Origin of the sequence: Collinsella sp. AM15-2, assembly GCF_003471985.1 — a bacterium.
In the GTDB taxonomy this organism is placed as follows: domain Bacteria; phylum Actinomycetota; class Coriobacteriia; order Coriobacteriales; family Coriobacteriaceae; genus Collinsella.
In genome coordinates this window covers 24,567-46,312 of record NZ_QRKO01000018.1, presented here as the reverse complement: position 1 = coordinate 46,312, position 21,746 = coordinate 24,567, and the positions used below count along the sequence as shown (strand labels likewise).

General features: G+C 60.0%; 18 protein-coding genes and 1 riboswitch. Of the genes, 8 read left to right on the top strand and 10 right to left on the bottom strand.

Annotated features, from left to right (window positions below):
* Positions 1 to 123: 123 nt before the first annotated feature.
* Positions 124 to 1,446 (bottom strand): serine dehydratase subunit alpha family protein, encoded by a 1,323-nt coding sequence (locus DW171_RS08040; protein WP_117786949.1) that lies wholly within the window; start codon positions 1,444 to 1,446, stop codon positions 124 to 126.
* 271 nt (positions 1,447 to 1,717) lie between these two features.
* Here DW171_RS08040 and rpiB point away from each other — a divergent pair, with 271 nt between their 5' ends.
* Positions 1,718 to 2,185 carry a ribose 5-phosphate isomerase B gene (gene rpiB, locus DW171_RS08035; protein WP_035138007.1) on the top strand — a complete coding sequence of 156 codons (468 nt, stop codon included), beginning with the start codon at positions 1,718 to 1,720 and terminating at the stop codon, positions 2,183 to 2,185.
* Between the two features lie 180 nt (positions 2,186 to 2,365).
* Here rpiB and ndk read toward each other — a convergent pair whose 3' ends face one another.
* The 3 genes from ndk to DW171_RS08020 form a co-directional block, all read right to left on the bottom strand.
* Positions 2,366 to 2,770 carry a nucleoside-diphosphate kinase gene (gene ndk / locus DW171_RS08030; protein WP_055251725.1) on the bottom strand — a complete coding sequence of 135 codons (405 nt, stop codon included), beginning with the start codon at positions 2,768 to 2,770 and terminating at the stop codon, positions 2,366 to 2,368.
* 377 nt (positions 2,771 to 3,147) lie between these two features.
* Positions 3,148 to 4,578, bottom strand: a complete 1,431-nt coding sequence (gene argH, locus DW171_RS08025) for an argininosuccinate lyase (RefSeq protein ID WP_117786950.1) — start codon at positions 4,576 to 4,578, stop codon at positions 3,148 to 3,150.
* A gap of 421 nt (positions 4,579 to 4,999) precedes the next feature.
* The gene (locus tag DW171_RS08020; protein ID WP_117786951.1) at positions 5,000 to 6,226 is read right to left on the bottom strand and encodes an argininosuccinate synthase; all 1,227 of its coding nucleotides are present in this window, start codon (positions 6,224 to 6,226) and stop codon (positions 5,000 to 5,002) included.
* 553 nt (positions 6,227 to 6,779) lie between these two features.
* Between DW171_RS08020 and DW171_RS08015 the strand changes: the two genes are divergently transcribed.
* The gene (locus DW171_RS08015) at positions 6,780 to 7,607 is read left to right on the top strand and encodes a Cof-type HAD-IIB family hydrolase (protein WP_117786952.1); all 828 of its coding nucleotides are present in this window, start codon (positions 6,780 to 6,782) and stop codon (positions 7,605 to 7,607) included.
* 345 nt (positions 7,608 to 7,952) lie between these two features.
* Here DW171_RS08015 and polA read toward each other — a convergent pair whose 3' ends face one another.
* A complete protein-coding gene (polA, locus tag DW171_RS08010) occupies positions 7,953 to 10,697 on the bottom strand; it encodes a DNA polymerase I (RefSeq protein WP_117786653.1) in 2,745 nt (914 codons plus the stop codon).
* Between the two features lie 166 nt (positions 10,698 to 10,863).
* Here polA and DW171_RS08005 point away from each other — a divergent pair, with 166 nt between their 5' ends.
* Positions 10,864 to 12,261, top strand: coding sequence for an aminopeptidase (locus DW171_RS08005; protein ID WP_117786654.1), 1,398 nt, complete (start codon positions 10,864 to 10,866; stop codon positions 12,259 to 12,261).
* A 103-nt stretch (positions 12,262 to 12,364) separates the two neighbouring features.
* Positions 12,365 to 13,174, top strand: a complete 810-nt coding sequence (locus DW171_RS08000; RefSeq protein WP_117786655.1) for a YaaA family protein — start codon at positions 12,365 to 12,367, stop codon at positions 13,172 to 13,174.
* 23 nt (positions 13,175 to 13,197) lie between these two features.
* On the opposite strand, the gene DW171_RS07995 is transcribed toward DW171_RS08000, so the two are convergent.
* Positions 13,198 to 13,713: a hypothetical protein gene (locus tag DW171_RS07995; RefSeq protein WP_117786656.1), complete on the bottom strand. Its 516-nt coding sequence runs from the start codon at positions 13,711 to 13,713 to the stop codon at positions 13,198 to 13,200.
* A 63-nt stretch (positions 13,714 to 13,776) separates the two neighbouring features.
* Positions 13,777 to 13,892: riboswitch (TPP riboswitch) on the top strand.
* Here DW171_RS07995 and thiC point away from each other — a divergent pair.
* Positions 13,885 to 15,219 (top strand): phosphomethylpyrimidine synthase ThiC, encoded by a 1,335-nt coding sequence (gene thiC, locus DW171_RS07990; protein ID WP_117786657.1) that lies wholly within the window; start codon positions 13,885 to 13,887, stop codon positions 15,217 to 15,219. (Overlaps the previous riboswitch by 8 nt.)
* Positions 15,220 to 15,401: 182 nt before the next feature.
* Complete coding sequence (thiD, locus tag DW171_RS07985; protein WP_117786658.1) at positions 15,402 to 16,232, top strand: bifunctional hydroxymethylpyrimidine kinase/phosphomethylpyrimidine kinase; 831 nt, start codon at positions 15,402 to 15,404, stop codon at positions 16,230 to 16,232.
* 252 nt (positions 16,233 to 16,484) lie between these two features.
* Here the strand turns inward: thiD and DW171_RS07980 are convergent, their stop codons facing one another.
* The 4 genes from DW171_RS07980 to DW171_RS07965 form a co-directional block, all read right to left on the bottom strand.
* Complete coding sequence (locus DW171_RS07980) at positions 16,485 to 17,144, bottom strand: SGNH/GDSL hydrolase family protein (RefSeq protein ID WP_117786659.1); 660 nt, start codon at positions 17,142 to 17,144, stop codon at positions 16,485 to 16,487.
* 77 nt (positions 17,145 to 17,221) lie between these two features.
* On the bottom strand, positions 17,222 to 18,337 hold the full coding sequence (locus DW171_RS07975; RefSeq protein WP_117786660.1) for a TIGR02452 family protein: 1,116 nt from the start codon (positions 18,335 to 18,337) through the stop codon (positions 17,222 to 17,224).
* A 140-nt stretch (positions 18,338 to 18,477) separates the two neighbouring features.
* Positions 18,478 to 19,173, bottom strand: coding sequence for a Bax inhibitor-1 family protein (locus DW171_RS07970; protein ID WP_117786661.1), 696 nt, complete (start codon positions 19,171 to 19,173; stop codon positions 18,478 to 18,480).
* Positions 19,174 to 19,253: 80 nt separating this feature from the next.
* Positions 19,254 to 19,592 carry a hypothetical protein gene (locus DW171_RS07965; protein ID WP_147346257.1) on the bottom strand — a complete coding sequence of 113 codons (339 nt, stop codon included), beginning with the start codon at positions 19,590 to 19,592 and terminating at the stop codon, positions 19,254 to 19,256.
* Positions 19,593 to 19,842: 250 nt separating this feature from the next.
* Between DW171_RS07965 and DW171_RS07960 the strand changes: the two genes are divergently transcribed.
* Together DW171_RS07960 and DW171_RS07955 are read left to right on the top strand one after the other, a co-directional pair.
* On the top strand, positions 19,843 to 20,892 hold the full coding sequence (locus DW171_RS07960) for an inorganic phosphate transporter (RefSeq protein ID WP_117786663.1): 1,050 nt from the start codon (positions 19,843 to 19,845) through the stop codon (positions 20,890 to 20,892).
* 67 nt (positions 20,893 to 20,959) lie between these two features.
* Positions 20,960 to 21,583 carry a DUF47 domain-containing protein gene (locus tag DW171_RS07955; RefSeq protein WP_117786664.1) on the top strand — a complete coding sequence of 208 codons (624 nt, stop codon included), beginning with the start codon at positions 20,960 to 20,962 and terminating at the stop codon, positions 21,581 to 21,583.
* The last annotated feature ends 163 nt before the right edge of the window (positions 21,584 to 21,746 follow it).

Sequence of the window (21,746 nt, the reverse complement as noted above, 5' to 3'; positions counted from 1 at the left end):
CGCATCAAGCGCGAGAACGACCTGGTGACATACCGCGAGATCCTCGCTGTCCGCAATGCAGACAGGTGCTTTACAGCCACAAGCGCGATAGTTTCAACAACAAGATGCAGTGCCCCAGAGCCCCTAGCAGTCGACGATGGTCTTGCCGATCATGATGTTGAGAATCTCGACATCGGTATCCTTCATGCCCACACGGCCCACATAGCCCATGCTCGCGATCGTCTCCTCGACGGTATCCTGGATCAGACCCTCGCCGGCGCGGAAGCCGCGGCCCTGCATGGCCATATCGTGGCCCAGAATCGCCGCATCGACGGCAGCGGAAATCTTGGCGGCACAGCTCGCCTTGGCGCCGTCGCACACGATACCGCCCACGTTGCCGAGCGTGTTCGAGACCGTCGCACCAATCTGTTCGCGCGTGCCGCCACACAGCCAGGTAATCGCGGCACCGGCACCGCACGCGGCGCAAATAGCGCCGCAAAACGCCGAGAGCGCACCAATATAGCTCTTGATATGCACGGCGATAAGGTCGGACAGCATCACGGCGCGCACCAGGCGCTCGTTGTCGCAACGCAGGTAGTCGGCATACTCCATAACGGGCAGCGCACAGGTGATGCCCTGGTTGCCCGAGCCGCACACAATGGCGACCGGCAGCGCACAGCCGTTCATGCGGGCATCGGACCCGGCGGCCGCACGGGCACGGGCACGGCAGGCGACGTCGTCGGCACGAGCGCCCAGCAGCGTACGGCCTACCTCGGCGCCCCAAGCGTGCGCCAGGCCCTCGGCGCTTATTGCGCCGTTCAGCTCAATCTGACGTTCAACGGCGGCGCGAGCACCCTCGATGTCGCCGTCCTCGATAAAGTCGATGATGGATTCGATCGACATGGGCGTGTCGGCCTTATCGGCGGCACGCTCGGCCACGACGCGCTCGGCGCAGGCGGCACACTCCCCCGCCGACTTGCCACACACCGGAATACCGTCGAGCGTATGGCACGTAACATTGGTGTGGTGGTCGGTGATCTCGACGACCGCGGTATGGCCCCCGGCAGTGGCAGTTACCTTGATATAGAGGTTAGGCACACCCTCGACAAGCGACACGTCGCAGTAGTCAGCGTCGGCGAGCAGCTCGGTCACGCGAGCGCGGTCTGCATCGTCAACACTCTCGAGCACCTCGAGCGCGCTCTTGGCGTCACCGCCCACGGCACCCAGCACGGCCGCAGCCTCGATACCGTGCATACCGCCCGAGTTGGGCACGGTCACGCTCTTAACGTTCTTAATGATGTTGCCCGAGCAGGCAACGTCCATATGATCGGGTTCGCAACCGAGCGTCTGGCTCGCCAACGCCGCTGCATAGGCAACGGCAATAGGCTCGGTGCAGCCGAGCGCACAGACAAGCTCGCGGTTCAAAACATCGCAAAACGCGGCATCACGGATGGAATCGGTAGGCATAGGTATCTCCTGCTTGCATAACGGGCTGGACTCTCAAAAAAGTTGGCTCCTTTATTTGATAACAATGCATCAAAAACCGCAACCATGGTTCCGGCGGACGGCGCTCAAGCACAAACTGGCGGCATTCATTCATGAAAAGCGGGTCTTGTTGCCTGCTAAAGCGTTTGATCAAAAAACGCCCGAGCGTTTACACAAAAGTCGCGCTATCATGCAGTCGAACGCGGTAAACACCTTTAGCATTTGCGCCGCACAGACCAGAGAGGAACCATCCATGAAGATCGGTATCGGTAACGACCACGCCGCCGTCGAGCTCAAGAACATCATTTCCGAGCACCTGAAGGAGCGCGGCTGCGAGGTCGTGAACTTTGGCACCGACACCTCCGAGAGCTTCGACTACCCCATCGCCGGTTACAAAGTGGGCAAGGCCGTTGCCAACGGCGACGTTGACCTGGGTATCCTGATCTGCGGCACCGGCGTCGGAATCAGCCTGGCTGCCAACAAGGTCGAGGGCGTACGCGCCGTCGTGTGCTCCGAGCCCTTCAGCGCCAAGCTCTCCCGCATGCACAACAACACCAACGTGCTCGCCTTTGGCGCCCGCGTCGTTGGCTCCGAGCTCGCCAAGATGATCGTCGACGAGTGGCTCGACGCCGAGTTTGAGGGCGGCCGTCACGAGCGTCGCGTTAACCTCCTCAACGAGATCGACCACACGCGCGGCCTTAAGATCGTCGACGAGGCCTAAAGATTCACAAAGCCATACGACGCTAACGCCAGCCCCCGCCCGGAAGAAACATCCGGACGGGGGCTCTTTAGTAGATTTGTGGGGGTTTACCAAAAGTCTACTGGAATAAAAAGGGCGCCGCGGATGAAGTTCCGCGGCGCCCAAGCCACACGCTAACAGCTTTAAGGAGTCAAAGCTGGTTTAGCCAAAAAAGCGCTTGATCTCGATCTCGGCGTTCTCCAGGCAGTCGGAGCCGTGGATCACGTTGGCGTTGACATCGACAGCAAAGTCGCCGCGAATGGTGCCGGGGGCAGCATCAAGCGGGTTGGTGGCGCCCATAAGGGTGCGCATCTTGGAGACAGCGGAGAGGCCGGAAACGACCATCTTGACGACCGGACCGCTCGTCATAAAGTCGCAGAGACCGCCAAAGAAGGGCTTGTCGGCCAGATGGGCGTAGTGCTCCTCGACGGTAGCGCGCTCGAGCGTGGTCATCTCCATGCGCTCGATAACAAGGCCGCTGCGCTCAATGCGAGCAACGATCTCGCCGATCTTGCGATCGCGCACGGCGTCGGGCTTAATCATGATGAAGGTCTTCTCGATAGCCATAAGGTAGCCTTTCAAGTAGGTTCGCGCGTGCCCAAGTCCCATTCCGGCACCCGCCTGGACTGCATCGTAACAGAGTTTTAGCTGCAGTTAAACAAAAAGCTGTTTATTGAAACGCTGCAATTTATTAAAGCGCTCCATATGTGTCACTTCTGTTTCGAAGCCCGATTAGAGTACCATCCGACCGCTCATCAACCACATCGAACAGAGCGGGCGGTCGGTTGCCACCCGCGAACGTGCCCCCTTCACAACCTGCCCAAAGGTCCTACAGAAGTTCTCGACAAGCTCCTTCCTTCTCTATAACAAAACGGGCGCCCACCGTAGCAGGCACCCGTAAAGGCAAGATATGATGAACGCACCAGACAGACGCATCCAATAAGCTAATTAGCTCCGTGGCCCATCTCGACGACCTTGGTCAACGAGCCAAACACGCCCTCATCGGCCGCAAGCTGCGTCTCGGCGCGCCCCAACTGCACGGCAACGGCGGCAGGAGCGGTGCCGCCCTCGGTCGTGCGCGCGGCAACGATCGACGGGATGTCGAGCGCCTCGGTAATATCGCGCTCAAAGAGCGGGCTTGCCTCCTGGAACACCTCAAACGGCAGGTCCTCAAGATTGCAGCCGTGCTTCTCACACATCAGGACCAGATGGCCCACCACGGCATGTGCCTCACGGAACGGCAGACCACGCTTAGCCAGGTAATCGGCAACATCGGTGGCGGCAAGATGCCCCACGCCGCACTCGCGCGCCATGGCGTCCTCGTTGACAGTCCAGGTCGAGATCATGCCGGCCATAACCGACAGGCACTGCATGAGCGTATGGGCGGTATCGAGCGCACCCTCCTTGTCCTCCTGCAAGTCCTTGTTATAAGCAAGCGGCAGGCCCTTCATGGTCACGAGCAGCTGCACCAGGTTGCCGTACACGCGACCGCTCTTGCCGCGGATAAGCTCAGCAAAGTCGGGGTTCTTCTTCTGCGGCATGATAGACGAGCCGGTGGAATACGAGTCGGAAAGCGTGATAAAGCCGAATTCGGAGCTCGACCACAGCACGATCTCCTCGGAAAGACGCGACAGGTGCATGGCCATGACGGAGCCGGCGTAATGCAGATCGAGCAGGAAATCACGGTCGGAAACCGCATCGAGCGAGTTGGGAATCACACCCGCAAAGCCAAGCTCGGCAGCCGTCATCTGGCGATCGAGCGGATAGCTCGTACCGGCAAGCGCGGCGGCACCCAGCGGGCAGTTGTCAGCGGCATCAAAGGCGGCCTTCAGGCGTGTAAAGTCGCGCGCGAACATCCAGGAATACGCCAGCAGATGATGCGACAGCAGCACGGGCTGAGCATGCTGCATGTGCGTGTAGCCCGGCAGAATCACCTTGTCGTACTTCTTGGCCGCATCCACCAGCACATGGCGCAGCTCAAGATTGGCCTCCATGAGTTCCTTGGCCAGCGCCTTGACGCCCAGACGCGTATCGGTCGCCACCTGGTCGTTGCGCGAACGCCCGGTATGCAAGCGCTTACCGGCCTCGCCGATGCGGCGCGTCAGCTCGCTCTCGATGGACATATGAATGTCCTCATCGTTGATATCGAAGGTGAAGTTGCCGGCATCGATATCCTGTTCGATTCCGGTCAGGCCCTCGGCAATCGCCTGCTCGTCCTCGGCACTGATGATGCCCTGGGCCGCCAGCATCTTGGCATGCGCCTTAGAACCGGCGATATCCTGCTTATAGAGATGTTTGTCGACAGGCAGCGACGCGCCAAACTCCTGCGTGACCTCGGCCACTCCCGCCTCAAAACGACCGCCCCAAAGAGCCATGGAACCGTCCCCTTTCTCCAAATACCAAAAAAAGCGCCCAAAGCAATGAGCCATGTCGCTAAAGCGATTTTTCAACCGCTAGTTTTACACATTCCCCACCGTGCACGGGAACATGCAGCTAATTTGCAAAGAAGTGACGCACCTGGCACTTGGCGCCCTTCGACTCCCGCCAACCGCATTGAACATAATGGATACTCCTCGGATATATAAAGGTGTAAAGCCCTCAAATTGATAGAGAGAGCCCCGCCGGACAACCCCGGCGGGGCTCGGACTCAGCCGCAGACGCGGCATCATATATGCGGGCGGAACGTAGGGGCCACCGATGTTAAGAAGTGTCAGCAAGCATAACGAAAGGTAGGGACCCCATGCGCCCGTTATGTATCACGCGGATGGGCCGCGCGGATACCAAAGGAAGGAGGCGCTAGGCCTGGGCGGCAGCAGAGCTGGGGCCCTGGACCTTAGCCCACGTCTTGAGCGACAGCGTATCGATCTCGATAAAGCCGGCGCTGGCCTTCTCGTCAAACGTAGTGTCGCGGTCGTAGGTAGCCAGACCGTAGTCATACAGGCTAAACGGGCTCTTGCGGCCGACGACATGGCAGTTGCCCTTAAAGAACTTCAGACGGACGGTGCCGGTCACGAACTTCTGGGTGTCGGCCATAAAGGCATCGAGCGCGTTTTTGAGCGGGCTGTACCACTGGCCGTTGTACACGGCAGTGGCCCAATCCTGCTCGAGCTTAATCTTGGTCTTGAGCAGGTCGCCCTCGACGCAGATGTCCTCGAGCGCCTTGTGGGCGGTGATGAGCGTCAGGGCGCCAGGAACCTCGTAGCACTCGCGACTCTTGAGGCCCACCAGACGATCCTCGACCAGGTCGAGACGGCCAAAGCCGTTGTCACCCGAAATCTTGTTGAGGGCGATGACGATCTCGGAGAGTTTCATCTTCTTGCCATCGACGGCGACGGGCTTGCCCGCCTCAAACTCAATCTCGGTGTAGGTCGGGGTGTCCGGCGTGTCCTCGGGGTTCTTGGTCATAACCCAGGCGTCGTCGAGCGGCTCGTTCCAGGGATCCTCCAGGTGACCGCACTCGATGGCGCGACCCCACAGGTTGTCGTCGATGGAATAGGGGTTGTCGTTGGCGCCCTCGGGAACCGGCACGTTGTGGGCGTGAGCATAGGCAACCTCATCGGGACGGCACTTCAGATCCCACTCGCGAACCGGGGCGATAACCTTAAGCTCGGGGTCGAGGGCCTTGACGGCAGCCTCAAAACGAACCTGGTCGTTACCCTTGCCGGTGCAGCCGTGGGCGGCGTAGGTCGCGCCAAACTCGTGAGCGACCTCGACAAGCTTCTTGGCGAGCAGCGGGCGAGACAGCGCGGAGAGCAGCGGGTACTTGTTCTCGTACATGGAGTTTGCGGCGATGGCCTTAGTCAGGAACTCATCGGAGAACTCGTCGCGCAGGTCGAGCACCTGGCAATCGAGAACGCCCAGGTCAAGCGCCTTCTGCTTCTTGGCATCCAAGCCGGTCTCCTCCTGGCCCACGTTGCCGCAGACGCAAACGACATCGAGATTCTTCTCGTCCTGGAGCCACTTGACACATACGGATGTATCAAGACCACCGGAATATGCGAGAACGACTTTTTCCTTGCTCATGGCTGTTTCCTTTCGCCCTTGGTAGCTAGTTATAACATCGGTCAGTTGCAAGTCATTTCGAGGTCAAAAACCGTGCAATATCAGGTTAAATAGCAAAAAGCAGCACAGCATGCCCTAGAAACATGCGTTTATATCGTGCTAAAACCCAACGACCTCAAAATGACTCTGTTGGGGCATTTCACCCCATACGAACAGAGACGATTGTTATCGTCGTCGGGAAATTGCGCGCTGGCGTCGGATGGCATTATCTGCAGTGGTGATGATCTTTACGAACTGCATCTGCCTCTCCTTTCACCTATCGCCGGGCGCAATTCTAATATCGTAAACGGTACCTTTTCTTCGGTAAGCGGTTGTATTTCCGTCTCCGTTTTCGATGGTCGCTATATTACGCTAAAGTGCCCGCAGCACAAGCGACAAATTCAAATTTCTGAAAAGTTTTTTCATTACTTTGTGAAGCGTGGTGCAAATACGCTCCGTTCCTGCGACAATACGCTCAGTTACTGGTTGATGGTTATAACGTCTGAAACAATTTCGAAACGAAAGGCGCGCTTTTATGCAAACTTACGAATCGGACACCAATATCGGAAGCATTAAGATTCTCGCCGTCGACATGGACAAGACGCTGCTCACCGACAAGCGCGTGTTGCCGCAGGGTCTTGATGAGCGCCTGGACAAGCTCGCCGACGCAGGCATTGTATTCTGCCCCGCCAGCGGACGCCCCGCCCCCAAACTCGAGGAAATGTTCGAGAGCATTAAGAACCGCCTTGCTTTTTGTCCCGACAACGGAGCCTGCGTCATCTATCGCGGCAGCTATATCTATAAGAGCAACATCGATGTGGCGCTGTATCAGCAGGTGCTCGCCCGTGCCTCGGAGGACCCGCGTGCCGTTCCCGTCTTGTGCTGCTACGACGAGTTCTATGTGCTCGCCCGCGACCATCAGTACCACGACGAGATCAGCGTGTACTACAACACGATCAACTACGTCGATAGCTTTGAGTGCCTTGATATCGAGTCCAACAAGATTTCGATCTTCTTCCCCGCCTACGATGCCGAGCCAGCGTTTCGCGAGGACTACAGCCCCGAGTTCTCGGACAAGCTCTACGTCACCAACGCCGGGCGCGAGTGGATCGACTTCATGAACCTGGGCGTCGACAAGGGGTCGGGCGTCGCGCACCTGTGCGACCACCTGGGCATCGATATCGCCGACGCCGCCGCCGTGGGCGACACCTACAACGATATTCCCATGCTCGAGCGCGTCGGGCATAGCTTTATCGTGGACAATGCCGAGGAGCACATGAACGCGCATGCCAAGTGGCGCATTCCGAGCAACAACGACGGGGGCGTACTGACGCTCATCGACGCCATCTTGGCGGCTCGTTAACGGGGCTCGTCGGACCCGGCCGGGCGGCGCGGATTAGTTTTTCGTTCGGTCAGGTCCTGGGCTCGCTCGGAAAGCACATTAAGTGCTTTCCGGCTCGTGCGGAATCTACGAAAAACTAATCCGCGCCGCCCGGCCAGGTCCTAGGTTTACTTTCCTGCCGCCAAGATGGCGTCTTGAGTGTCTAGATACTTAGCTGAAATGATTTGAGCAGAGGGGAGCCCCTTGTTGGAAGGGGCTCCCCTCTGTTTTGGTTACTGTGGGACAAATTAATCAGCAATGTTTGTCCCAAATCTTAAGTATGTGGGGGCTTGCGTCTTGGGCGAGCTTGCCTTACCGAGTGCTTTACTATTTGGCGTCGGCCCAGGTTACTCCGGTTGAGGCTTCGGCGATTAGGGGTACTCGGAGGTCTACGACGTGTTCCATGACGTCGCGGACCATGGTGGTTAGGCGCTCGACTTCGTTGACGGGGCACTCAAAATCCAGTTCGTCGTGTACCTGCAAGATCATGTGGGCGGCAAAACCCTCTTCTTCCAGGCGGCGGCTTACGCGGGCCATGGCGATCTTGATGATGTCGGCGGCGGTGCCCTGCATGGGGTGGTTCATGGCCGTGCGCTCACCAAAGCCGCGGAGCTGTGGGTTTTTGGCCTTGAGCTCGGGAATATGGCGTCTGCGGCCATACATGGTCTCGGCATAGCCCGTCTGCTTGGCTCGCGCCACCACATTGTCGAGGAACGTGCGCACGCCCGGGTAGGCCTCGTAGTAGCGATCAATCATGTCGCGCGCCTCGGCCATCGAGATGTGCAGCGACTGCGACAGACCATAGGCCTGCTGACCGTACACGATGCCAAAGTTCACGGCCTTGGCGCGGCTGCGCAGGTCGGGCGTTACCTCGGACACCGGCACGCCAAACACGCGCGCTGCCGTCTCGGCATGGAAGTCCTCGCCCTCGTTAAAGGCGCGCACCAGGTGCTCGTCACCCGAGAGATGCGCCAGCAGACGCAGCTCGATCTGCGAGTAGTCCACCGCCAAAAAGACGCTTCCCTCGCCTGCCGAAAACGCCGTCTTGACGGTACGACCCAGCTCCGAGCGCGTCGGGATGTTCTGCAGGTTCGGGTCGCTCGAGGACAGGCGACCCGTTGCCGTGATGGTCTGGTTGTACGTGGTGTGCACGCGGCCGTCGCCTCGACGCAGCGGACCCAGCGTGTCCAGATAGGTGGACTTGATCTTGGACTTCTCACGCCAGTCCAAGATCAGACGCACGATTTCGTGGTCACGGGCAAGGTCGCTCAGTACCTTGGCGTTGGTCGAATAATAGCCGCGTTTAGTCTTCTTGAGGCCCTTGGTCGGAAGCCCCATCACATCAAAGAGAACGTGCGACAGCTGCATGGGACTGCCAATATTAAAGGTCTCGTCACCCGCCAGGTCGCGAATACTGCGCTCGACCTCGGTAATCTGGGTCGCCAGACCCTCGGACAGACTGTGCAGACGGTCGGGGTCCACGAGCATGCCCGCGCGCTCCATCTTGGCAAGTACCGGAACGAGCGGCATCTCGATGCCATCGAACACGTTGGCGGCGTTCTCGCGGGCCATGCGGTCACGCAGCGGTGCAACCAGCGCCAGCGTCAAGGCCGCCGTGCGAGCGGCGGGCGCAGGAGCGTCCTCGCCAGCACCCTCTGCGCCGCGCGCCGCAGGCAGCGCCATCTGCAGATACGTATCGGCCAGATACACCTCGTCAAACTCGGAGCGGTCGGAATCCAACAGGTAGGCGGCAACAACGGTATCGAAGATGCGCGTGGAATCGACTGCCAGCGGATCCATGAGCTCGAGCTCAGAAGAATCGATGGGCGAAAGCTCATGCAGAAGCGCCTTCATATCCGGGCTCGCCACACGGCCTTCCATAAACAGACGCGCGAGCACGCCGGCAATCACGCCGTGGGCGAAGTTGAAGCCCTCAACCTCAGCCGCCGCACCGCTGTCGCCCTCCTCGAGCGCAAACAGGCCCTTGGACGTCGCCAACCACAGCGTGCGCGTCAGCCCAAAGAGCGCGCCCTCTTCCTTGTCATCGTCCACCACGGCGGCGACCCACTCGCCGGCATCAATCACGCGGGAGACCTCAGCCGCAACGGCACCAAGCGCGCCAGCATCGCCGCCGGCTGCGCGCAAAACGGCGGGAATCTCAAACGTGCTGGCAGCAGCGCCACCCTCGTCACCGATCAGTGCCAAGAAACGGTTCTGCATGGCGGTGATACCAAGCGTACCCAGCGCCGCGGAAACCTCATCGGCAGAAAACGCCGGGAAGGATGTTTCGTCAAAGTCGAGCTCGACAGGCGCATCGGTGCGGATGGTTGCGACCTTGCGGCTCAGCAGCGCATCATCGATGTGCGCGCGCAGGTTTTCTCCCATCTTGCCCTTGACCTCGTCGGCGTGTGCGATGACCTCGTCCAGGCTACCGTACTGCGCAATGAGCGCGCTCGCCTTTTTGGGGCCGATGCCCGGCACGCCGGGGATGTTGTCGGACGTGTCGCCCTTCAGACCATAAAAATCGGGCACGAGCGCCGGCGTGATGCCGTGATACAGATCGTCCACGCTCTCGGGCGTCATGATCGCCACGTCGGACAGGCCCTTGCGGGTCGAGACCACGTTAACGTGCTCGGTCACGAGCTGATACATATCGCGATCACCGGTCACCAGCAACATATCACAGCCGGCCTGCTCGCCCAGGCGCGCCATAGTGCCCAAGATGTCATCGCCTTCCCAGCCCTCGGACTGCAAAATCGGCACGTTGAGTGCGGCGAGCAGCTCCTTAATCATGGGAAACTGTGCGTGCAGATCGGGGTCCATGGGCGGGCGCTGAGCCTTGTACTGCGGCAGCATCTCCATGCGCACGCGCGGCTTGCCCTTGTCAAACGCCACGACAACGCCGTCGGGATTAAAGGCGTCAATCATCTTGAGGAACATATTCAAAAAGCCAAAGATCGCGTTGGTGGGACGACCGTCCGGCGCGTTCATGGTGGGCGGCACGGCGTGGAAGGCGCGGTGCATGAGCGAGTTGCCGTCGATGACGGCAAAGGTACGGCGCTTGTCAGACATATTGAATACCTCGCTTTGGGCTGGGCACGGCTTGCTCACACCAGTTTACACGCTCCCCGCCCCACAGCCACAGCACATCAAGCTTCCCCGCCGCCGCGGGCCCGCGCGTGATACGATGGCTCACGGTACATCAACCAGCACGATCGATCCGAAAGGAGCCTGCGTCATGGAGCGTCCCTGCGCATGGAAAAAGTACACGCCACAGCAAATCGAGGAGCTCGAGGAGCTTTGCCGCGGCTATAAGCAGTTTTTGAGCGAGAACAAGACCGAGCGCTTGTGCGTCAAGACCGGCATCAAGATGGCCGAGGAGGCGGGCTACGTCGACCTGGAGACTGTGATCGCCGAGGGCCGCGAGCTCAAGGCCGGCGACAAGGTGTTCGCCGCCAACCACGGCAAGGACCTGATGCTCGTCAACCTGGGAACCGCCCCGCTCGAGCAGGGCTTTAACATCCTGGGCGCCCACGTGGACTCGCCGCGCCTGGACCTCAAGCAGAACCCCGCCTTCGAGGCCGGCGACATGGCTTATCTCGACACGCACTACTATGGCGGCGTCAAGAGCTACCACTGGGTCGCTTCCCCGCTCGCACTCGTGGGCGTCATCTGCAAAAAGGACGGCACCACCGTCGACATCAACATCGGTGACAAGGCCGACGACCCGGTCTTTACCATCTCCGACCTGCTGATCCACCTCTCGAGCGAGCAGATGGCCAAGCCCGCCAAGGACGCCGTCGATGCCGAGATCCTCGACGTGATCGTGGGCGGCCGCCCCGTCAAGTTTGACGAGGACGACAAGGACGCCCCCAAGGAACCCGTCAAGCAGATGTTCCTGGATATCCTCAAGGAGCAGTACGACGTCGAGGAGGAGGACTTCCTCTCCGCCGAGATCGAGGTCGTACCCGCCGGCCCGGCCCGCGACATGGGCCTCGACCGCTCCATGATTCTGGGCTATGGCCACGACGACCGTGTCTGCGCCTATCCGTCCATGGTCGCCCAGATCAACGTCGCCAACGTGGAGCGCACGAGCATCACACTCATCGTCGACAAGGAGGAGATCGGTTCCGTGGGTGCCACCGGCATGACGAGCCGCTTCTTCGAGAACACCGTCGCCGAGATCATGACGCTCGCCGGCGAAGATAGCCCGCTGGCCCTGCGCCGTGCACTCGCCCACAGCCGCATGCTCTCCTCTGACGTGTCCGCCGGCTTCGACCCGGGCTACGCCGGCAAGTTCGAGACCAAGAACGCAGCCTTTATGGGTCGTGGCCTGTGCTTTAACAAGTACACGGGCAGCCGCGGCAAGGGTGGCTCCAACGACGCCGATGCCGAGTATGTGGCCCTCATCCGCGACATCATGGACGAGGCAGGCGTGGACTTCCAGACCTGCGAGCTCGGCCGCGTCAACGCGGGCGGCGGCGGCACCATCGCCTACATCATGGCCAAGTACGGCATGAACGTCATCGACTCCGGCGTTGCCGTCCTGTCCATGCACGCCCTGTGGGAGGTCGCCAACAAGGCCGACATCTACGAGGCCTATCGCGGCTACAAGGCCTTCATCGAGCGCGCCTAACCAACCCTTCATCAGTTGCGGTGAAATACGGACTAAACTGGCCCCTAAACGGCCAAAACAGACCGTATTCCACCGCAACTTCTTTTTTGGCAGAGGAGAGTCCATGCTGCAGGTCATCATTTCGCCCGCCAAGCAGATGCGTGCGGCCCAAGATGCTTTTGAAGTCCTGGGCATTCCACCTTTTGCGCGCGAGACGACTCACCTCCACCGCGCACTGCTAGATATCGAACGAAATGAAGGCAGCGGCGGCCTGCAGGCGCTATGGAACGTGAGTGACAAACTGCTGGGGCCTTGCCTCAACACCCTGCATGAATTTGGGCCCATCCTGAAAAACGGCGATCTCGACAATCCCGCACTCGCCCGTCACCTCTCCCCTGCCGTCATGTCCTACCACGGCATTCAATACCAGAGCATGGCGCCCGAGGTGATGGATTCCGCGCAGCTCGCATGGCTGCAAGACCATCTGTGGATCCTCTCGGGCCTTTACGGATGCGTACGCCCCTTTCATGCCGTTGAACCGTATCGGCTGGAGATGGGCGCGAAGCTTGCCGTCGACGATGCCCGAGACCTCTATGCGTTTTGGGGCGACAAGCTCGCACGGGCCATCGCTCCGGCGGGCTCCAACGCTACGATCGTCAACCTCGCGAGCGCGGAATACGCCAAAGCCGTTCTGCCCCGCCTCACCACCGATGCCACGGTCGTCACATGCCTCTTTGGCGAAGGCATCCGCAACGGCAAGCCCATCCAGCGCTCGACCGCCAGCAAAAAGGCACGCGGCTCCATGGTGCGCTGGATGGCAGAAAACAAGCTCGAGGATGCAAGCGAACTTACCGCATTCAACATCGGCTATCGACACATCCCCGAGCTTTCAGACAAAAACACCCTGGTTTTCATGAACGCGCAGGCACAATAGACCCGCCGTTTCCAAACACCTCGTTACTCCGCCAAGCCATCGGCCTTTGCAATCTCGCTCGTCGAGCCATCTTGGTAGGTAATCTTAACGTGCTCCACCTCGGATACCGCAGCGCCCGCCGGGGGCTCCAAGCGCCATTCCGTCAGCGCAATGTCCATGGTCGTGGGCACGTCCCCTTGATCTTTGAGCTTCACCGTCAGCGTTTTGAGCGTCGCATCAAACGTCACGCGTTCGATTTCTTCGCCCGGAATAGACCCGCCGCTCAGCTGCAGCTGCACAAACTCGTCGCGCGGATACCAATAGTCGCCCGGCGCGGCAACGGTATTGCCGCCCGTAACCTTCACTGTCATGATCGGCAGGGCATCGTCGGCCTCGAACTCCCATGCAGCGCCGCCGCGACCACCAAACGTCCAGATACAAAAGGCAATCACCAGCACGGCAAGCACCGCAAAACCAATCGCGACCAACCCATGGTGCGCACGGCTTTCCTCGGCCGATACATCCCATTGTGTCTCTCGATATAGATGCTTGTCTTCCATGTACGTCTCCCCACAGGCACGCTCGTTAGGCCAATCGTACCCATTCGAGCTATACTTGAGCCCATTACATAAACGGGGAGCTTGCAGGACAAGACGGCAGGCTGAGACTGGGCGCGCCCGCCCTGACCCGCAAACCTGATATGGGTAATGCCAACGAAGGGAGCCGTGCCAATGAGCACACAGACCGAGCCCAAGCTCGTCACGCAAATCGACTTCGCCCGTGCCGGGCAGATCACGCCGCAGATGAAGGAAGTCGCCGAGCGCGAGCATCGCGACCCCGAGTACATCCGCGAGCGCGTGGCCGACGGCCGTATCGCCATTCCCGCCAACATCGTGCACATCAAAAAAGGCATGCGCGCCTTTGGCGTCGGTGAAGGCCTGTCCACCAAGGTCAACGTGAACTTGGGCATCTCGGGCGACAAGGCCGATGCCGCCGAGGAATGGAAGAAGGTCAAGATCGCCGAGGACTACGGCGCCGACGCCATCATGGACCTCTCCAACTCGGGCAAGACGCGCCAGTTCCGCCAGCAGCTCATCGACGAGACGCCGCTCATGGTGGGCACCGTCCCCATGTACGACGCCATCGGCTACATGGAAAAGCCGCTGGTCAAGCTCACCAAGGACGACCTGTTCGAGGTCGTGCGCGCGCACGCCGAGGACGGCGTGGACTTTATGACCATCCACTGCGGCATCAACAAGTCGGTCACCAAGACTTTTAAGGAGACCGGCCGCCTGATGAACATCGTGAGCCGCGGCGGTTCACTGCTGTTTGGCTGGATGGAGGTCACCGGTAACGAGAACCCGTTCTATGAGTTCTACGACGAGTTGCTCGAGATTTGCCACGAGTACGACGTGACGATTTCGCTCGGCGACTCCTGCCGCCCGGGCTGTCTCTACGACTCCAACGACGCCACCGAGACCGCTGAGATGATCGAGCTGGGCAAGCTGTGCAAGCGCGCTTGGGCCGCCGGCGTCCAGGTCATGGTCGAGGGCCCGGGTCACATGGCGCTCGACGAGATCGCCGCCAACATGAAACTGCAGAAGCGCCTGTGCCACAATGCTCCGTTCTATGTGCTCGGACCGCTGGTGACCGATATCGGCGTGGGTTACGACCACATCACCGCCGCCATCGGCGGCGCCATCTCCGCCAGCTCCGGTGCCGACTTCCTGTGCTACGTGACACCGGCCGAGCACCTATGCCTGCCTAACGCCCAGGATGTGCTCGACGGCCTCATGGCCACCAAGATCGCCGCACACGCCGCCGATATCGCCAAGAAGGTGCCCCACGCCCGCGACATGGACGACAGGATGGGCCAGGCACGCCGCAAGCTCGACTGGGACGCCATGTGGAAGTGCGCGCTCGACCCGGTTACGGGCAAGAAGCGCTACGAGGAGTCCCCCGCCGCCACCGAGGGCACTTGCACCATGTGTGGCAAGATGTGCGCCGTCCGAACCGTCAACAAGATCTTCGAGGGCACCACGATCGACCTTGGCATGGAGGACTAGCCCTGTCGCCGCGGCCGCTTCTGGCGGCGAGCCGGTGCCTGTCAATTGTTGACGTGTGAACATTTGCTTGCATTTGCGTAAAGATTGCATCGCCCGCCCGGGTTCGACATAGAGTCGGCCCGGGCATCTTTATAATGCTGGCTTATAGACCCATTTGATTCCGACCGAACAAGGGAGCGAACATGGATCGCAGTAAGGTACCTGCCGTTCTATCCATCGCAGGATCCGATTCCAGCGGTGGCGCCGGCATTCAGGCCGACATCAAGACCATCACGGCGCACCGCCTGTATGCCGAGACGGCCATCACCGCCATCACCGCACAGAACACCCTGGGCGTCACCGCCGTGCAGAACATCTCCCCGGATATTGTCGCGGCGCAGATCGATGCCGTTTTTGACGATATCCGCCCCAACGCCGTCAAGATTGGCATGGTTTCCTCTGCCGAGATTATCGATGTTATCGCCGACCGCCTGAGCGCCTGGAACGCGACAAACGTGGTAGTCGACCCCGTCATGGTAGCCACCTCGGGCGCGCGGCTGATTGCCGAAGATGCCGCCGAGGCGCTCACCCGCCGCCTGTTCCCGCTAGCGACGGTTATCACGCCCAATATTCCCGAGGCCATGGCCCTGCTCGACTACGAGGTCGACTCCGAGCGCACGCAGCAAAATGCTGCCATGCTCCTCACCCGCCGCTTTGGTTGCGCATCCCTCGTTAAGGGTGGACATCTTGTCAACGAGGCCAACGATGTACTGGCCGAACCCGCGCCACTCGATGACGAGGGCAACCATCTGGGAGATCCACTCACCACGTGGTTCCGCCACAAGCGCATCGAGACCGACAACACACACGGCACCGGCTGCACGCTCTCGTCCGCCATCGCCTGCGCGCTGGCCCAGGGTATGGATCTTGCCGATGCCGTCAACGCGGGCAAGGCCTACCTAACCGGCGCTCTCGCCGCCGGCTTTGACATGGGCAAAGGTTCCGGCCCCGTCAACCACATGTGGCAATATTAAGATTCGCAGCCCAAAACCGCCGCAAAGGGGACAGGCACCTTTGCGGTGGCTCCCACAAACATCTCGATCTGTAACAGTAACTCGGCAAAATCGACCCTAGATGTTACAGATCAAGACAAACAATCGATATCGACCTAAATAATCTTAATCTGTAACATCTAGCCCGTTTTCGGCCTTGGAACTGTTACAGATCAAGACAAACAAACGAAACAAGCCCCCGCAAGGGGAACTCTGTGGTGGTTTGGGGCCGTGCTACTCACCGAGCATCTCTTGGAGCTTGGCTGCCACGGCATGTCCCAAGCTCTCGTGGCTTTCGGGCATCATATGCAGGTAGTCGATATCGCCCGGCTCGGCAAACTCGGCGGCATTCAAAAAGTCGCAGCCAAACTGCTCGGCCACGTGCGCGTAGTACTCGCCAAAATGCTCCGAGGCCTCGACGGAATGCTCGTCAAAGTCGGTCATATACACATCGGCGATTTGCGGCTTGATCTTGATAGGAGCCATCAGCAGAATGCGTGGACAAGGCGCGGCGTTGGTCCACGGAAACGCGCGGACGGCGCGAATCAGCGCCATAGCGCCACGGGCGATATCGGAAGCTGTCACGTTAAAGACCGTCTTACAGTCGTTGGTGCCTAGCATGATCACAATGGCGTCCAGCGGCTTATGGGCCTCGAGCAGCATCGGAAGCGCGCGAATGCCGTTGAGGTTGGTGTCCAGATGGCACATATCGTCGCGCACCGTCGTGCGGCCGTTGAGCCCCTCCTCAATCACATGCCAACCCTCACCCAGGTCGCGCTGGGCCACACCACACCAGCGCACATCCTGCGCATAGCGCACCGCAGTGCCATCGCGCATACCAGCCGGATCATAGCCATAGGTGTTGCTGTCACCAAAGCACAGAACGTTTTTCATCTTGAGCTCCCCATTCAGTAAAAAGCCGACGGGGCGATCCCTCCCGTCGGCTTGGCATATCACATCACGCGCGCCGCTTACAGGTACTTGCGCCAGTCGTCCTCATCCTCATCATCCTCGGCGGCAGCCTGGGCCTGCTCGGCGGCACGAGCGGCTGCGGCGCGGGCGGCAACCTGGGCATAGGACTCCTCGTTGCGCTCGGGGAACTTTGCCAGCACGTGCTCGAACTTGGCAAAGTCCTCATCCCAGCGCGTAGAGGGCACGGCAAAGAACACCTGCTTGACCTTAAAGTCGCCCGACGCGAGCTCCTTACGGAAGAGCTCGGCTACCGCCTCAGCGTCAAAGCCGTTATTGTCGCAGCCCCAAGCACCCAGCACGAGCTTCTCGCGACCCAGCTCATCGCAGATGGCAAGGACAAAGCGGATACGGTCGCGCAGGGCATCCAACAGGGCGTCGTCGCTCACGCGGTACTCCTGGCGGGCACGCTTGACGTTGGGCGCAGCGGCCACAATCACGTCGGCATACGCATGCACGTGGTTACGGTCAAAGCGCACCGCGGGCACCACCAGCGCACGGTTGCGGTAGAGCTCGCAGTTGATGTTGCGGCGACGGTTCTCGCCGTACCACTTGCGCTGCTTGTCGAGCACGTTGTACAGGTACGAATCGGCGCAGAGCGTCGCCTCCTGGCCCAGGTAGCCCTGGATATAACCGCCGCCCGGATTGGTAAACGAGGCAAAGGCAAGCACGGCCATATCGCAGAACTGCGCATAGCCGCGACCGTTATCGAGGATTGCCTGCGTGGCGGAGGCATCAAGCACAGTGACCTCGGGCAGGACCGGAGCGGGCTCCTCAGCAGGCGCGGACTCAGCTTCGGCGATTTCCTCGGCAGGCTCCTCGACGGGCTCGGGCGCCGCCTCGACCTCGGCAGTCTCCGCGTTCTCGACGTCCTCGGCGACCTGCTCTTCGGCGGCCACAGCACTCTGAACCTTGGCCTTCATCGCCGCGACAAAGCCGGCAGGCATACCGTCAAACTCGCGAACACCGGCAAGCGAACGCTCGATATCCTTGGCGCACGCTTCGGACACAGTTGCCACGTGACGCTCGGCGGCCTTGGCACGGGCCTCGCGCTTGGGATTGGGCTGACCCGCTCGGTTGGACCTGCGGTTACGGTTCCTGTTGTCGACGTCTGCCATACGTGGCCACCTTTCCTGTCGCTGCCGCTATCGGCTTTTCCCATCCATGATACCCCGCCGCGTACAAAAAAGACGGCCCCGAAGGACCGCCTTTCACATCGTTTTACCGCGTCCGACAAGAAACGCTGCAATCCACCGCGCTAGTCGCGACGACCGAGGATGTTCAGGATGCGCAGGAACACGTTGATAATGTCCACGAACAGATTGGACGCCATGAGCACCGCATTGGGCAGCGTGGGCGGCACCGTCGTGGCAACATAGGTGTCGTAGCCAATAAAGCCGGCGAACACCACGATCACGATCAGGTCGGTGATGGTCTGCGAGACGCCCATGAACATCAGCACGATCTCAACCAGAATAGTGGCGAGCAGAATGCCAAAGCCGATGCCATATACGCGCTGGAAAAACTTGGGGAACGTCACGCCCAAGGCGCCAAAGACAAAGGTGATGGCGGCCGTGGCGATAAAGGCAGTGTTGATGGTGGGCAGGTCGTAGTTGGCAAGGCCAAACGACGCGGTCAGGCCGAAGGTACTCGCAAAGATTACGTAGCCCACAAGGGACAGACCCACGGACTGCTTGCCCGCAGCAGCCGACATCATGACCATGCCGACGATGGTTAAAATAAACGAGCCAAAGACCAGTGGCAGGGCGGCGCCGCTCATCATCATGCGCGCAAACGACATGGTGCTCGTAAAGTAGGCGCCGGCACCCATGGCGCAAAAGCCCAAGAAGATCAGGGCAGATATGGCGAGATTGTACGCGCGCGGCGACATCTCCTTGGCGCGACTTGCGCCGGTCTCGACGGGGCCGTTCTGATAGCCCTGGATATCGTTCATAGCTTCGTCCTTTCAAAAAGCGCCACAACAGCGCCGTAGGTGACAAGATTCCTGCCATTGTACCCGAATGCCGCGCGCTCTTACCTGCGGCGCTCGCCCTCGAGCGTACGATCAAAAGCCCAGACCCACCAACGCATCACGTGCGCCTGCGAGCCGTCCGCCCGCTCACGCGTTTGGTCCTCCAGATACAACTCGGTCGCATGTCCGCCAAAACGTACCTTATAGGTTGCCGTACGAATGCCGTGAACCGTCAGGCCAAACCCGGTGGTCGAGATAATTTCGTCGATCGTAAAACAACGGCCGTCAACCCAGCAGACGGTGACCGGCACGACTTGTCCGCCCGCAAGGATGCGGGCCACGACGTCCACATACTGCTTGTGCACGCGTCGAGTTTTGCCATCTGTCTGTCGGTATTCCATGGTCCCTATTATCGAACGCATGTTTGTATGTTGTAAAGCGAACAGACTGTGGTTTTGGGATGTTGGGACGCGCGCACGTGTCCTCATGGCGTGTTAGCAAAAAGAACACCCGCGGTCAACAGGGCTAATATTCAATGTTAGTGCCAAAAAATTCACTTCTCCCATCAGAACTCGGTAAAGAAACCCGCAGGAGGTGATACGATTTATCATGTTTTTGTAACGTGTCTGCAAACTTCGAGAAAGCCCATATATGGACGTAACGTTCTCAACCTTCCTCGGCCAGCTTGTGTCGAACCCAGTCCTTGCCGTCACCGTGATCCTCGCGCTCGGCGCCATCTTCGTCAACGGATGGACCGACGCGCCCAACGCCATCGCGACCTGCGTCACCACGCGTTGCATGCCCGCCCGCGCCGCCATCCTCATGAGCGCCGCATTCAACTTCTTGGGCGTGCTCATCATGACGCACTTTAACGCGAGCGTCGCCAACACCATCTCACATATCGTCGACTTTGGCGGAAACAGCACCATGGCACTCGCGTGCCTCTGCGCGGCGCTCTTCTCCATCGTCGTCTACGGCGCCACAGCGTCGCGTTTTGGCATCCCCACCTCGCAAAGCCACAGCCTTATCGCCGGCCTGACCGGTGCTGCCATCGCCCTCGGCGGCGCGAACAGCGTCAACGTCCACGAGTGGATGAAGGTCATCTACGGCCTGGCGCTCTCCATCGGTCTGGGCTTTGTCATGGGCTGGATCCTGTGCAAACTCGTCTCTATTCTGTTTGCCGCCGCCAATAGGCGACGTGCCAACGTCTTCTTTAAATACGCTCAGATCGCGAGTGCTGCGGCCATGAGTTTTATGCACGGCGCGCAGGATGGGCAGAAGTTCATCGGCGTGCTCTTTTTAGGTGTCGCCTTCGCCAACGGCCAGACGAGCGTCGGCGACGCCGGCATCCCCATCTGGATCATGCTGCTGTGCTCGGCCACCATGGGCATCGGCACCAGTGTAGGCGGCGAGCGCATCATCAAGTCCGTCGGCCAGAGCATGGTCAAGCTCGAGAAGTATCAGGGCTTCTCCGCCGACCTCGCAGGCGCCGCGAATCTGCTGCTTGCCACCCTTACCGGTATCCCTGTGTCCTCCACCCACATCAAGACCTGCGCCATCATGGGCGTCGGTGCCGTCAAGCGCCTCTCGGCCATCAACTTCGGCGTGGTCAAGGACATGATGTTCACCTGGTTCTTCACCTTCCCCGCCTGCGGACTCATCAGCTTTGTCATGGCCAAGCTGTTCATGATGTTCCTCTAGCCACACCGAGCGTCCATCCGGACTGCAATGCATCGCCCACCCGTCTTCGCCTCGAAAGGACCCACCCATGGCAAAGAAACCCGATTCGTTCTACTTCGATAACTACGTCGCCTGCGCCGACCTCGCCGTCCAGGCCGCAGAGCTGCTCATCAAGATTTTTGAGAACTTCGACCCGGCGCAGATCCACGACATGCTCGAGGAGATGCATGCGATTGAGCATGCGGCCGACATGAAGCACCATGAGCTCGAGGACGCCCTGCTCACGGCCTTTATCACCCCGCTTGAGCGCGAGGACCTGAACCTGATGAGCTGCTCGCTCGACACCGTGCTCGACCGTATCGAGGGCGTCGTGCAGCGCGTCTACTTCACCAACATCCAGAGCATCCATCCCGATGCCATCGTGATCGCCCACAAGGTGACCGACGCCTGCCGCGCCATGAAAGACCTGATGGTCGAGCTGCCCAACTACCGCAAGTCCAAAACGCTGCGCGAGCTCGTCATCCAGATCAACACCATCGAGTCCGAGGCCGACGAGCTCTATATCAACGCCATGCGTAACCTGCACGTTAACGGCAAGGACCCGCTCGAGGTCATCGCTTGGCGTGACGTGTACGCCTTCCTGGAGTACTGCGCCGACTGCTGCGAGAATGTGGCCGATGTCGTGGATTCGATTGTCATGAAGAACAGTTAATTGGGGGTACATGTCCCACCGGTCGCGGGCCCGGCCACTAATAACCTTTTTCACTCCGGCTGCAAGCAGAGTCGTTCAAAAGGTTATTAGTGGCCGGGCCCGCTCCCTTATGCACCACCATTGGGAACTTTGGCTGATAGATTTAGCGCGACGGGGGTTTGGC